The 13,960-nt window shown below is 53.4% G+C and carries 13 protein-coding genes; 6 read left to right on the forward strand and 7 right to left on the reverse strand.

Annotated features, from left to right (window positions below):
• The first annotated feature begins 77 nt into the window (after positions 1-77).
• The 4 genes from ACPAOP_RS03485 to ACPAOP_RS03500 all read left to right on the forward strand — a co-directional run bounded on the left by ACPAOP_RS03485 (position 78) and on the right by ACPAOP_RS03500 (position 2,779).
• Positions 78-1,034 carry an N-acetylglucosamine kinase gene (locus ACPAOP_RS03485; protein WP_423709352.1) on the forward strand — a complete coding sequence of 319 codons (957 nt, stop codon included), beginning with the start codon at positions 78-80 and terminating at the stop codon, positions 1,032-1,034.
• Positions 1,031-1,819: an N-acetylmuramoyl-L-alanine amidase gene (locus ACPAOP_RS03490; RefSeq protein WP_423709353.1), complete on the forward strand. Its 789-nt coding sequence runs from the start codon at positions 1,031-1,033 to the stop codon at positions 1,817-1,819. The genes ACPAOP_RS03485 and ACPAOP_RS03490 overlap by 4 nt, the downstream gene beginning before the upstream one ends.
• Positions 1,820-2,314 carry a M15 family metallopeptidase gene (locus ACPAOP_RS03495; RefSeq protein WP_423681209.1) on the forward strand — a complete coding sequence of 165 codons (495 nt, stop codon included), beginning with the start codon at positions 1,820-1,822 and terminating at the stop codon, positions 2,312-2,314. It abuts the gene before it with no gap.
• Positions 2,315-2,587: 273 nt separating this feature from the next.
• Entirely contained in the window at positions 2,588-2,779 is a 192-nt protein-coding gene (locus tag ACPAOP_RS03500; RefSeq protein WP_423709354.1) for a hypothetical protein, read from the forward strand.
• A gap of 14 nt (positions 2,780-2,793) precedes the next feature.
• Here ACPAOP_RS03500 and ACPAOP_RS03505 read toward each other — a convergent pair whose 3' ends face one another.
• From ACPAOP_RS03505 to ACPAOP_RS03515, 3 genes are all read right to left on the reverse strand, one after another.
• Entirely contained in the window at positions 2,794-3,657 is an 864-nt protein-coding gene (locus tag ACPAOP_RS03505) for an HDOD domain-containing protein (RefSeq protein WP_423709355.1), read from the reverse strand.
• A gap of 109 nt (positions 3,658-3,766) precedes the next feature.
• Positions 3,767-4,240 carry a CreA family protein gene (locus ACPAOP_RS03510; protein WP_423681212.1) on the reverse strand — a complete coding sequence of 158 codons (474 nt, stop codon included), beginning with the start codon at positions 4,238-4,240 and terminating at the stop codon, positions 3,767-3,769.
• Between the two features lie 53 nt (positions 4,241-4,293).
• Positions 4,294-5,760 carry an APC family permease gene (locus ACPAOP_RS03515; protein WP_423709356.1) on the reverse strand — a complete coding sequence of 489 codons (1,467 nt, stop codon included), beginning with the start codon at positions 5,758-5,760 and terminating at the stop codon, positions 4,294-4,296.
• A gap of 327 nt (positions 5,761-6,087) precedes the next feature.
• On the opposite strand from ACPAOP_RS03515, the gene ACPAOP_RS03520 reads away from it, so the two are divergent.
• Together ACPAOP_RS03520 and ACPAOP_RS03525 are read left to right on the forward strand one after the other, a co-directional pair.
• Positions 6,088-6,462 (forward strand): DUF2946 family protein, encoded by a 375-nt coding sequence (locus ACPAOP_RS03520; RefSeq protein WP_423709357.1) that lies wholly within the window; start codon positions 6,088-6,090, stop codon positions 6,460-6,462.
• A gap of 267 nt (positions 6,463-6,729) precedes the next feature.
• Positions 6,730-8,946 carry a TonB-dependent receptor gene (locus ACPAOP_RS03525; protein ID WP_423709359.1) on the forward strand — a complete coding sequence of 739 codons (2,217 nt, stop codon included), beginning with the start codon at positions 6,730-6,732 and terminating at the stop codon, positions 8,944-8,946.
• A 141-nt stretch (positions 8,947-9,087) separates the two neighbouring features.
• Here ACPAOP_RS03525 and ACPAOP_RS03530 read toward each other — a convergent pair whose 3' ends face one another.
• From ACPAOP_RS03530 to ACPAOP_RS03545, 4 genes are read right to left on the reverse strand one after another with little or no spacing between them, the layout of a single operon-like run.
• Entirely contained in the window at positions 9,088-10,299 is a 1,212-nt protein-coding gene (locus ACPAOP_RS03530) for an ABC transporter permease (protein ID WP_423709360.1), read from the reverse strand.
• A complete protein-coding gene (locus tag ACPAOP_RS03535) occupies positions 10,290-11,105 on the reverse strand; it encodes an ABC transporter ATP-binding protein (RefSeq protein WP_423709361.1) in 816 nt (271 codons plus the stop codon). The genes ACPAOP_RS03530 and ACPAOP_RS03535 overlap by 10 nt, the downstream gene beginning before the upstream one ends.
• Positions 11,102-12,418: an efflux RND transporter periplasmic adaptor subunit gene (locus ACPAOP_RS03540; RefSeq protein WP_423709362.1), complete on the reverse strand. Its 1,317-nt coding sequence runs from the start codon at positions 12,416-12,418 to the stop codon at positions 11,102-11,104. Before ACPAOP_RS03540 ends, ACPAOP_RS03535 begins: the two co-directional genes overlap by 4 nt.
• Entirely contained in the window at positions 12,415-13,917 is a 1,503-nt protein-coding gene (locus ACPAOP_RS03545; protein ID WP_423709363.1) for an efflux transporter outer membrane subunit, read from the reverse strand. The genes ACPAOP_RS03540 and ACPAOP_RS03545 overlap by 4 nt, the downstream gene beginning before the upstream one ends.
• Between the last annotated feature and the right edge of the window lie 43 nt (positions 13,918-13,960).

The raw sequence follows: 13,960 nt of genomic DNA on the forward strand, positions 1-13,960 counted from the left end.
ATGCTGCGTTAAAATTTGATGCGCCATCGTGAGTAATACGTTTTACCCGACAACATGACAGAACAGATCAGCACAATATGAACTCAGCGGCAGCTTTTGTTTCCCCCGACATCAACGACAGCGCATCAGCGCTGGCTCTGGGTATCGATACGGGTGGCACACAAACACGCTGGGCACTGGCAAAAGCCAATCAGGACATTATCGCCAGCGGCACTGCTGCAGGATTGACAGCTCTGCAACTGAAGTCACAACAGGGCAGACGGGAGTTCGCGCAGGTATTTTCAGATCTGGCGGCAGCGGTTCGCAGTCACGGTCATTTACAGACAGTCAGAGTCGGTATTACCGGGTTCAGTGATGATATGCGTATCGTCATCCAGGAAATGCTATCCGGTATTCTGCGATTACCGGAAGAGCGGATTCGTATCGGCAACGATATTGAAATCGCCTATCTGGACAGTTTCAAACCCGGGAGCGGCTATCTGGTTTACGCCGGCACCGGCTCTATCGCTGCCTACATAGACGAAGCCGGACAATTTCATCGGGCAGGTGGCCGAGGCTATTTACTCGACGATGGCGGCAGCGGCTTCTGGATCGCGCGTGAAGCAGTACGCCATATCTGGCGCACCGAGGATGGGTGTCCGGGAGCATCGCGCGATTCCCTGCTCGCGCAAGAAATATTCAAAGCAATCGGTGGCGATGATTGGGACAGTTCCAAAGATTTCATGTATCACCGCAGCCGTGGCGACATCGGTAAACTTGCACTGGCAGTGGCTGCCAGCGCGAATGCCGACCCAGTGGCAGCCGATATACTGAAAAGAGCAGGTCAGGAACTGGCACGTCTGGGAATGGCGATGTGCCAGCGCTTTGGCAACAAGCCTGTGGTTCTCAGCGGACGGGTACTTGAACTTCATCCATTCATCGCAGCTTCTTGTCGCACCCATTTACCTTCAGAGATCAACTTACGTACCAGTATTTGCCAGGCACATTTTTCGGCAGCCCGGCTCGCTGCCAGACAACTTCAATCAATCACATGAAAAAATTACTTTTACTCGGATTTCTCGCCGCCTTCCTCACCGGCTGCGCCACGTCAAGGATCGATTCCAGTATCTCGGCGAAAAGCCAGGAGGATCGTGTGCAGTTTCTGATTCTGCACTACACCGCGATTGATGAACCGACCTCGCTCAAGGTGCTGAGCCAGCAGGGCGTCAGCAGCCACTATCTGGTCGGCGATCAAATGCCGGTCAAGGTATGGCAACTCGTTGACGAAAGCAAAATGTCGTATCACGCCGGGCTCAGCGACTGGAAAGGTTATAGCCGTCTGAACGCCAGTTCGATTGGCATCGAAATTGTGAATCTGGGCTTCCGCGACACACCTGAAGGCCGTACCTATTTTCCTTTCCCACAAGCGCAGATCGACCGCGTCATTGCGCTGGTAAAGGATATCGTAGCCCGCCATCAGATACGCCCTGAATACATACTCGGTCATTCCGATATTGCTCCGCAACGTAAATCCGACCCGGGCCCGCTGTTCCCGTGGAAACAACTGGCCGACGCAGGCCTGATCCCGTGGCCCGATGCAACCCAGGTTGCGCAGCGCGTCAGCATTTACGAACAGCAGTTGCCGGACGTCAGCTGGTATCAGAAAAAACTGGCGCAGCACGGCTACAACACACCGCAGACGGGTGTGCTGGATGAAGCAACCAAAAATGTGCTGATCACGTTCCAAACCAAATATCGCCCTGAAAAATTTGACGGCGTGCCGGACGCGCAGACCGCAGCCATGCTGGATGTCCTGACCTCGAACACGAAGACACGATAAATGCTGGACGCACTGGGGATCAGCGCTGAGATTTTGCGGCAACGAGGCTTTATTGCTGTCTCCGAAGCTGAAACCCTGGTGCTTGCCGAAGTGGGCGCCGATGGCCGCGAATATCTGCTGACCCCTGCTGCCAATCAGGCCTGGCAAGCAATGAAGATTGCTGCTGCCGATGACGGCATTGCACTGCTGATGATTTCAGCCTTTCGCAGCATCCAACGCCAGGCTGACATCATACAAACCAAACTGGACTCAGGACAAACCATACAAGACATCCTGCAAGTTTGTGCGCCGCCCGGATACAGCGAACACCACTCCGGTCGCGCAATTGATATTGCGACACCGGAAGATCCCGAACTGGAAATCTCATTCGATACCACAGCAGCATTCCGCTGGCTGCAGCAACATGCTCTCGCATTTGGTTTTGACATGTCTTACCCGCCACAAAACAGCAGCGGCTATCAGTATGAGCCGTGGCACTGGTGCTACCGACGCTGAACACATCAGCATTGAGGCTGCTCTGATCCTCTGAGTTTCCATCTGAAAATACAGATATTCATCGCGGATAAAAACACTCTGTTCCCGCAAAATGACGCTTCATCGCAAACTGCTCGCCTTTACTGATCGCAGTGCCTACAGTGACATCACCTCACCTTATATTGAAAGGACATGGTATGAAACTCACAGCAAATATGGATGGCGTCGTCATCGCTGCAATCGCACTGGTTATGCTGGGTAACCTTATCCATCAGCTGCTGGCCTGAGGCGATGATGCTGACATTACTCATCTGGATTTTTTTATTGGTATTTTGCTGGCCGCTGGCCACCATGGCACTGTTGCTATATCCCGTATTCTGGTTGCTGTTACTGCCGTTCAGAATAGTCGGGATTGCAGTTGATGGTGTGCTGGAATTACTGCGCGCGCTTGTCATGCTGCCAGCGCGCTTGCTGGGCGGACGCTGATCCGCCCGCAATATTTAATGAACGCTGCTGAACAAGTCGTGCAACTCTTCAAAACGATCTTCAACTTCATCGTTCGCGAGGCCAAGGAAATCACGTGCCAGCTGTCCGCCTTTATCCCACTCCGTCCAGTGTTCCTGGCCGTGATAACGGTGTATGCCATATTCTGCAACGAGCGCCAGTGCCACTAAGGCACGCACGCGTTCATCCGTCGCGGAATCGGCAAGAACGGCATAATCATGATGCAGCAAAATACCGTTAGAGACTTCTTCGGGCAATCCCCATGTACGCGCCATTAAAGCACCGATGGAGGTATGGCTGGTGCTGTGTCGCTGCTGCTCTATCGTTGTAAATTTTTCTTCCGCTTCCTGATTCGCTAATACCAGCGTCTCCTGATAATCCGGAAAACGTTCCAGCAGCAAGGGAATACCGATGTCGCAAAATAAGCCGAAAGTATGAGCGATATCCGCAGAACAAATCCGCATACGGCTCGCCAGATGCGCCATTGCCTGTGCACGTTTAGATGAAAAATCCCAGAATTTGGCGAGTGGAATTTTTTCCGTCTGGACAGCCTGACGCGCAATAATACCGGTCATCAGCAAACCACATTGCTGTATGCCTAATAATTTGACGGCATGCGCAACCGACGTCGCCTTTAAGCGCAGACCAAAAAATGATGAATTAGTCACTTTGAGTAAAGAGGCAGACAGCGATACATCATTCGAAATAATGGCTGCCAACCTTACGGGATCTGGTTCTTTACGGGATAACTCGGTCTGCAGATCCAATAGCATGCTCGGCCGTGGCGGAATGCGTATGGTCTTGATCAAGGCGTCAACGGATTGATCGCTGGCAACGTGCGCAGTGCTGGGTGGATTCATATCAGGACGACAATTAATAATCTTGTGCAGCGCACATTTTAACGCATATTCCCGCTGAGAAAGAACCGCATGACCTGCGTTTCTGTACTTATCTGAGCGGTGATTCTATTTATTTTTTAACAGGAATCGGTGTGTTTCTGTCGACCGGAACTGCGGTGACACTATTCTGCGGTGAACCATCAATCAGCTTGTCAGAATAGGTCAGATAAACGAGCGCATTTCTCTTCTGATCGACCATACGGACAATACGTAATTTTTTGAACAGTATCGATAAGCTCTGATTAAACACTTCTTCCTGCTGTTTCAGGGCTGCCGGAAAGCTGACAGGGCCAACCTGACGGCAGGCGATCGACGCTTCCGCTTTATCTTCCGCTAAACCCAGCCCCCCCGAAATGCCGCCAGTCTTGGCGCGCGAGACATAACAAGTCACCCCGTTCACTTTCGGATCATCATAGGCTTCCACCACCACTTTATGGTCCGGGCCTATCAGTTTGAAAGCCGTATCAACGCTGCCGATATGCTCAGCGTACGCAGCGATTGGAAATAAAATCAGTGCTGCACATGCCAGCAACAAATGTTTCATGTGGTTCGCCTTTCAGTGATGGTTCATTCATCGCCGGCATCTGGTGCCGGGCACTATTTATTCAGACCAGAGTGCCGCTTGCTGTATGCAAAATAAATACTGATCGCAATAAACATCCAGATAAAAAATACTTTAAATGTTGTTCCTGACAAATCTTTCAGAATATACAGGCAGGCAATAATACTCAGCGCCGGAATCAGATACGGACCAAAAGGTACGCGAAAACCCTGAGTACCATGACCGATACCTTTTTTCCGGATGACGGGTATCGATGCGGACACGACAATAAATGCCACCAGCGTTCCCATACTGACCATGTCCCACAAGAATGTCGCATCGACGAGACCGGCAACGATGCCGACCAGCAGGCAGACTAAAATCGTGTTGATGACCGGAGCGCGCGTACGCTGATGCACTTTCTGAAATGACGCAGGAATCAGGCCGTCTTTACTGATGGCGTACAAAATACGACTCTGGCCGTAAATCGTGACCAGCGTGACACTGAAGACCGAGATCACGGCACCGGCAGACAACACCAGCGCCGGCCACGCCTTACCGGTCACATTCTGCAGAATCACTGCCAGCCCTGCTTCCTGCCCTTCAAACATATGCGCGGGTTGTGCACCGACAGCGGCAATCGCCACCAGCATGTAAAACAAGGTCACCACAATCAGCGCCGCCATAATTCCCAACGGCACGTTCCGCTTGGGATTTTTGACCTCTGCACCGGCGGTCGCCACCGTATCCAGACCGATAAACGAGAAAAAAACGGTGCCGGCTGCAGCGGTCACACCCGCCATGCCCGCCAAACCCTTGCTGTTGTCAGTGTTGAAAAACGGGGTGAAATGCTCTGCATGAAAACCTGAAAAAGCGATGATGGAAAAAAACACCAGTATCGCCAGTTTAATCATAACCATGATCGCATTCACCGTCGCCGACTCTTTTGCACCGCGCATCAGCAGAACGCAACAAATCGCCACCAGGATAACCGGCGGCAGGTTAAATTGTCCCGGATGAATTTCAACACCATTTGCACCGGCAACGATCATCGGCGTGCGCAACATCTCGGGAATCTGCCAGCCCACCGCGTTGTGCAGAAAATTATTCAGGTAGGCCGACCAGCCTATCGCTGTCGCGCTTGCTGCCAGACCATACTCCAGCAACAGACAGGCGGCGACAATAAATGCAGCAAACTCGCCGACGGTCGCATAAGCAAATGAATACGAAGAACCGGAAGCCGGAATCCGCGCCGACAACTCAGAATAACAAAGCGCTGTCAGCCCGGCAGTTAACGCCGCAATCAGAAACGACAAAATAACCGATGGCCCGGCTTTCGGTACCGCTTCGACCATGGTGAAAAAAATGCCTGTTCCTATCGTCGCACCGACGCCGATCATCGTCAGCGAAAACAAGCCCAGCGAGCGATGCAGGCTGTGCTGATGCTGCTCCTCAATGATCACTTCATGTGCATCAATCGGTTTGGTGCGGGTTAATTGGCGGGCTAATGATGTAAAGCTCAAGATCATTCCTTGTTTTCAGAAGCGGCAGCGCATCCGATGAAATAGCAAAGACCAGACACTCAGATCTGGCGCGGCGTGTAAAAAGTGCAACTGCATCCGGAATCAGTCAGACACAGACAATTTCCTGACAGCAGAACTTGCTAAACAAAAATTGTACATACACAAACAGTTACGCTGAGCGGAGCGATTGCGTATATTTCATAACGATTACACGAAAACCGCAATAATAGCGGCAAATCCCTTCTGCATAACGCGAAGCAGTGTAATTTGCAGAGTTTGTGATACATCATGGTAAAAAAACACTGGCGATGTTAGCATTCGAAACTTATGCCTATACTCCGGATTTCCCTGCTGACATTTCACCACCTGGTGCGCACAGTCTTACTGACGTATGTACTGACGCTGGGTGTTGCGATGGCGTCGCCGCTGATGAAGCCGGACGCGATGAATCTGATCTGTACCAGCACCGGATATAAACTGGTCGGCACCAGCACAGATGCAGACCAGGGCAAGAGCAGTGCACAGACACATCTACTCGATTGTCCTTTGTGTGTCGCAACCACACTTCCTGTGGTGCTTGCCTCAGACAGTATTTTCGAACCGCCGCATGCATTATCGTATGCCACGCAGTCGATTCCGGCTGCACGACTTGCGGCAACCGTCTCCGCCCCCCTCCCCGCTCGGGGTCCTCCGTCGATCTGAAGTACCTTTCTGACTCTGTTGTCTCTTACGCATCTGAATGACATGCGCGGGTCTGATCACGCTCAAGCCTGATTGTGCTTGGCCGCGCTCGCCAGAAAGTCATCACACGCGCTCAACTGACAGAATCTTCTTTTAGCCCCGGTGCGGCCTGTGCCTGCCCCGAACGATTACTGAACCATGCCCGGAATCCAATTATTTCCGGAGCATGATGACTGCGGCTCTGCTTTTGTCCGCAGCGACGCATCACTTACGAAAGACCCTATTTTTATGCAAACTCATTTCAAACGACATATTCTGGCAACGTCTATCGCCGCCCTGCTTCCATGTGCCGCTGCGCACGCTCAGGAACTACCGTCAAAAAAGACATCTGAAGTTGTTGTCATTCATGCCGAAAAAATTGCGGCACCAAATGTCGATGGCATCAGCCAGAATGCGGCGCTCAGCGCCACCAGCGATGTCGCCACGCTGTTGCGCGACGTACCCGGTGTCAGTCTGTATTCCGCGGGCGGTGTATCGAGTCTGCCGGCTATCCACGGCCTCGCCGATGACCGCTTGCGGATACAGGTTGATGGCATGAATCTGATTTCGGCATGTGCCAATCATATGAACCCGCCTTTATCCTATATCGACCCGACGCAAGTGGGCAGTATTCAGGTATTGACCGGTATCGCTCCCGTCAGCAGTGGCGGCGACAGCATAGGCGGCACCATTAAGGTGAATTCGCCCGATCCGGAATTCGCAGCAGCAGGCCAGGGCACATTGCTCAAAGGTCAGGCCGGCAGCTTTTATCGCAGCAATGGCGATGCCAGAGGCGTCAATTTTGCAGCGACTTACGCCACTGAAATATGGAGCCTGAATTACACCGGCGCGATTGCCGAAAGCGGTAATTACCATGCCGCCAGCGATTTCAAAGCAGCAAAGCCAGCCGCGTCTGACAAAGCCTGGATCGCCGGTGACGAGGTTGGCTCATCCCGCTACAAATCTGAAAATCAATCCTTGTCTGTCGCAATGCGTAACGCAGGCCAACTGCTGGAACTGCGGATCGGTACACAAAATATCCCCTATCAGGGCTTTCCGAATCAGCGTATGGATATGACAGGCAATAACAGTGAACAGGTCAATCTGCGCTACAAGGGCCAGTATGAATGGGGCAAGCTGGAAGCACGTCTGTATAACGAACACACGCGTCACCGCATGAATTTCGGTGACAATAAGCAATTCTGGTACGGCAATGCACCCGGCATGCCAATGGATACCGAAGGTAAAAATACGGGTGCGCTGATCAAGGTGGAGTTGATGTTATCGGCGCGCGATACGCTCAGTGTCGGTACGGAATATCAGCGTTACCGCATGAATGACTGGTGGATTGCTTCCGGTACCGGCATGATGATGGCACCGAATACTTTTGTGAATATCGCCGATGGCCAGCGTGATCGTCTCGGTGTGTTCGCGGAATGGGATGCCAGCTGGACTCCGCAATGGGTAACGCAACTGGGCCTGCGCTACGAAAATGTGAAAATGAACAGTGGCAATGTCGCCGGATATAGCAATATGTACGGCGATCCGGCACTGGCCAGCTCTGTTCCAGGTGCATTCAATGCCGCGGACCGTCAGCGCAAGGATAACAATATCGATCTCACCGCCACCGCACGCTATACGCCGACTGCCACGTTCAGTATCGACGGCGGCTATGCGATGAAATCTCGCTCCCCGAATTTATATGAGCGCTATACCTGGGCCAGCAATAACACCATGGTGATGAATATGAACAACTGGTTCGGCGATGGCAACGGTTATGTCGGCAATCTTCAATTGAATCCCGAAATTGCCCACACCCTGAGCGCAACGCTGAACTGGCATGACGCGGAACTATCCGACTGGGAATTGAAAGTGGCGCCTTACTACACGCAAGTGCGCGACTATATTGACGCCAGCAGTTGTACTGCCGTCGGCAAAACCTGCGGCGCGCGCAAAGACGGCTTTCAGAATCTGAGCCTCAGTAATCAGAAAGCAAGGTTGTACGGCCTCGATATTTCCGGCCGCAAGCAACTCGTGAAAACGAGTGAAATCGGCAGTATTTCGCTCTATGGATTACTGAATTATGTGAATGCTAAAAACACCGTGACCGATAGCGGCTTGTATAACATCATGCCGCTGAACGCACGGATCTCGCTGACTCAGAAAAAAGATCATTGGGACAATACGGTGGAATTGCAGATGGTCGGTGCTAAAACCGATCTGTCAGACATACGCAAAGAACTGCGTACCGCCGGTTATACCTTACTGAATCTGCGCAGCAGCTACACCTGGAAACAGGCACGTTTTGATATCGGTATCGACAACCTGCTGAACCGCTTTTACAACTTACCGCTGGGCGGCGCCTATCTCGGACAAGGAGCCACGATGGGAGCCGGCGTTGCGCATGATACGCAAGTGCCGGGAGCAGGACGTTCTGTGTATGCCGGGGTCAATATCCGCTTTTAAACGGAGAAGCGCGCCTGCAACCGCGCCTTTATCCTGATAAAAAATGCCCGCCGTTTTTCATATGGCGGGCATTTTTTTATTAAAACAAAGCGTATCTGTTTTTCAGTGCCGATGCTCTTCACAGCGACAGCATGCAGTATTTTATTCGTGACGCAAGGCTTCAATCGGATCGAGCTGAGCGGCACGGCGTGCAGGGAAATAACCAAACAGCATACCTATGCCGGCGGAAAAGAAAAACGACATCAGGTTGATCGAAGGATTGAACATATAAGGCACCTGCATGATCTGCGCGAGCAAGATTGAGGCACCCGCTGCCAGCACAATACCGATCAGGCCGCCGAGCGTCGATAAAACAGTAGATTCAATCAGAAATTGCAGCAGTACTTCTCGCTCCAGCGCACCTATTGCCAGTCGCAAGCCTATCTCGCGGGTACGTTCTGTCACACTGACCAGCATGATATTCATGATACCGATGCCGCCGACCAGCAAACTCACCGCAGCAACCGCGCCAAGCAGGGTTGTCATGACCTTGGTCGTACCTGACATGGTTTCTGCCAGTTGCTTGGTATCGAGCACATTGAAGTTGTCTTCATCGGTATCGGCCAGTTTGCGTCGCTCGCGCAGCAATTGTGTCAGACTGACTTTCAGTGTCTCGCTATCGGCATCATCTTTCATCGACACCAGTAAAGTGGCGACGCGACGGTTGCCAGTCACGCGGCGCTGCAAGGTATGTAAAGGAATCAGTACCACATCATCCTGATCATTGCCCATGGCCGCCTGACCTTTCGACGCCAGCACACCGACGACTTCGCAGGAAAACTGCTTGACGCGCAAATGTTCACCAACTGCATTTCCCGCATCAAATAATTCGCGCCTGACTGTTTCACCGATAATGCAGACGGCAGAACCGGCCTGTAATTCCCCCTCGTCAAACTGACGCCCCGCCGCCAGTGTCCAGTTATTTGTGCGTAACCACGCATTGGTGCTACCGGTCACACTGGTTGACCAGTTACGGCCATTTGCGACGACGATGGCACTGGCACGTCCTTCCGGCGCCACGGCTTGCACACCTCCGATTTGTGAGGCGATGGCTTCAGCGTCGGCTTCTTTAAAAGAGGCAGTACCAGCACCGCCACCGCCGCCGAAGCTCAATCGCTGACCTGGGCGGACCTGCAATAAATTGGTGCCGAGACTGGAAATTTGCGCCTGTACCACAGCGGTCGCGCCGTTACCTAACGTGACCATCGTAATCACGGCGCTGACACCGATCACAATGCCGAGAATAGTAAGAAATGAGCGCAACAGGTTACGGCGTATCGAACGCAGCGCCAGCAATATCGTGTTCAGGAACATGTATCACCTCCTGTCGCAGCCGTCGCATCAGCCGTCGATATTGCGACCGGATGCGGATTGATGGTATCCGTATCCAGCAGACCGTCGACAAAGCGGACGATACGTTTGGCATACAAAGCCATATCAGGTTCATGTGTGACCATCAGGATAGTAATGCCATGCTCCTGATTCAGGCGCGACAGCAATTCCATAATTTCACGGCTGCGCTGAGAATCGAGATTGCCGGTCGGTTCATCCGCCAGCAACACCGCCGGCTCGGTCACGATGGCTCGCGCGATCGCTACCCTTTGCTGCTGACCACCCGATAATTCTGCCGGTGTGTGATGCTCCCAGCCCGCCAGACCGACCGATGCCAGGGCTTTAGCGGCCAGCCGATGACGACTGGCCGGGCTTTCGCCGCGGTATAACAACGGCAATTCCACATTTTCCTGAGCGGACGTACGCGCCAGCAAATTAAACCCCTGAAACACGAAGCCAAGATAACGACGCCGCAAGCGCGCCCGCTGATCACGCGTCAGGCTTTCAACATGCATGCCCTGAAATAAATACTCACCGCCGGATGGCGTATCGAGACAACCGATCACATTCATTGCCGTCGATTTACCCGATCCGCTCGGCCCCATAATCGCGACAAACTCACCCTCGCAGATATCGATATCGACGCCTTTGAGCGCCATCAGAGCCGCTTGTCCGCTACCGTATTGTTTCGTGACGCCACGCAGGCGTATCAAGGGCGGCGCTTCACCGTCTGCAAGCTTTGCCTCAGATACCGGAGCCGTTGCCGTTGCTGAAATCGGAGAACTCATTTTGCTGCCATCTGACGTTGTTCCGTAATCACCTGCATCCCCGGCTGCAATTCCGGTGCGCTGATTTCCGTCATTTTGCCGTCGCTGATGCCGCGTTTCACTGCAATCGCGACCGCTGCATTGTCACGTAAGATCCAGATCTGCTGCACTTTTTTACCATTCACCGATTCGGTCGCTAACTTCCGTGCTGCCTGACCTGGCGGACGCGGCATCAGACTGCTCATCAATCCGCTTTTACCCGGGGCAGCAGCAATACCAGCGTGCGATGGTGTAAAACGTAAAGCCGTATTCGGCACAATCAGCACATCGTTTCTCTCTTTCGCGGTGATCGTTGCGGTCGCCGTCATTCCCGGACGGAGACTGAGATCGCTGTTGTCCACATCCAGATAAGTAATGTAAGTCACCACGTTATCAGTAATCGTTGAACCATAGGCAACGCGGGTAATCGTCGCCGGATACTGGCGGTTCGCATAGGCGCTGACGGTAAAGCTTGATTTCTGCCCCAGCGCCACTGCACCCACATCGGCTTCATCGACATTTACCTGTAAGCGCAAACGTTGCAAATCTTCTGCAATCGTAAACAGCGTCACCGCCTGCAGTGACGCAGCTACCGCATTCCCGGGATCAACCGAACGGGTCAGTATCACACCATCGATCGGTGAGCGGATAGAAGCACGTGCCAGATTCGTTTCATCTGTCGATAAAGTGGCCTTGGCACTGACCACATTTGCTTCTGCACTGAGAACCGATGCGTTTGCTCTGTCGAGTGTCGCCGCGGCAGTATCGAGTTCGGCTTTCGATGGCACTTTGCCGCCGGACAGTCGCGCCACTTCCTGCAAACGATCAAAATTCGCCTGCGATTCTTTCACGGTTGCTTTGGCCAACGCCAGCGCGGCTCTCGCGGAATCCAGCGCGGCACGCGAACGGACAATCTGATCGTTTAACTTGGCAGTGTCGAGTTCGACCAGTACCTGACCTTTCTTGACTTTGTCGTTCACATCGACCAGCACACGGCTGACCGTGCCGGATAATTCACTGCCTATACTGACCGAACGCGTCGGCTGCAAAGTGCCATTCGCCGTCACGGTTAACGTCAGGTTGCCGCGCGTCAGCGGCGTGGTGACAAATACCGGTGCGGTCTGATTTGTCTGACTTTTATTCCAGAAAAACCAGGCCACCATCAACGCTGCCAGCAACAGCATGATCAGCGGAAATGCTGGCCGCCGCCACCAGGCGCGCGCCTTGGGATCTTGCAGCACATTGAGCGCATCCGCTCCGTCTTTTTTTGTCATCACAGGAGGTGTCATCATCATTTTTTAATATCATCATTGCTCGGGTTACGGCTGTCACGCATGCTGACAGCCTCATCCTGATCCGGCTGCCAGCCGCCGCCCAGTGCTTTATACAAACGCACATAATCTGCAGCCAGATCGTTGCTGCCGGTGGCGACAGCATCCTGGGCGCTGTACCAGGTACGCTGTGTTTCAAGAATGGTCTGGAAATCAATGAGCCCGCTGGCATAACGCTGACGGGCCAGTACCGCCGCATTACCGGCAGCATCGGCAGCATTGCGCAGACGTTGCAGGCGCTCTCGATCATTCTTCAAAGCGACCAGCGCATTTTCAACATCCTGTAATGCAGTCAGTACTACGGCTTTATATGCAACCTGCGTTTGCTCCAGTGCTGCCTGCTGCGCCTTGATCTGCGAGCGGTTTGCACCGCCGTCCAATACCGGCAGCGAGACACCCGCCAGTATGCTGCTCAGCAGGCTGCCGCTGCCACCGAGCGCACCGGCCGTCAACGCGCGCAGACCGAGCGAGCCACTCAGATTGAAATTCGGATAATTCGCCACATCTGCCTGACGCACCCGCGCCAGTGCCACATTGATCTGATGTTCAGCCACGCGGATGTCAGGACGTTGGCGTAAGGTTTCGGCAGGCAGACTCAGCGCCAGATTGTCATCTGCCTGTGGAACGCCGGATGCGACACTCAGCATGTCGCCAGTGATGGCAACACGGCTTTGCAGTTGTTGACGCAGGGATTCCGGTGCCTGCCCGCACAGCACCTCCAGACTATGCCGACTCTGCGCTTCCGTCGTTTCCAGCGCAGAGATCTGCGCCTGTGCCTGTTCACTGGCAGCACGTCCCTGCTCACCTTCGACAGACGTCAGTAGCCCTGCCTGTACGCGCCAGTTTGTAATTTGCAAAGTCTCAGCCTGACTCGCGACATTCGCCCTCGCAATTGCCAGACGAACCTGCGTCGTTCGCAATTGTATATAGTTCAGCGCGACTTCAGCCGCAACGGAGATCTGCACGTCGCCCAGACTGGCGGCACTGGCGCGGGCGCTTGCTTCACTGGCGGCAAGTCCCTGCCGGTTAGCACCAAAAATATCCGGCTCCCAGCTGGCATCGAAACCGGCAGAGAAGGAATTGGCCGGAGCAGTCGTTCCCGACTTACTGCGTTGCGCTGCTGCGGATGCACTGAGTTTCGGCATAAAGGCCGCGGCACTGACATCTCGCACAGCGCGCGCCTGGCGCAATGCTGCCTGTGCGCTCTGAACCGTAGTGTTGGTCTGCAGCGATTGTGTGATCAACTGATTTAACAACGGGTCCTGAAAGCGCTGCCACCAGACGGCTATATCTCTATGTGGTGTCCCTTCCGGTGATAACGCATCTTTCGTACTGCGCATGCTGCCGGACCAAGCAGCAGGAACATTGATCCCCGCGGCCTGATCTACCGTTGGCGGCACCATTGACGAGACGCAGCCAGCCAGTGGCGACAGCAGAAACAGCAGGCAGATTTTGTGCTTCATAGCATTTTTCTGGTAACTCATTAAGCCCATCAGGTCTGTTAAT

It is taken from the genome of Undibacterium sp. WLX3042 (assembly GCF_049544825.1).
Classification (GTDB): domain Bacteria; phylum Pseudomonadota; class Gammaproteobacteria; order Burkholderiales; family Burkholderiaceae_D; genus Undibacterium.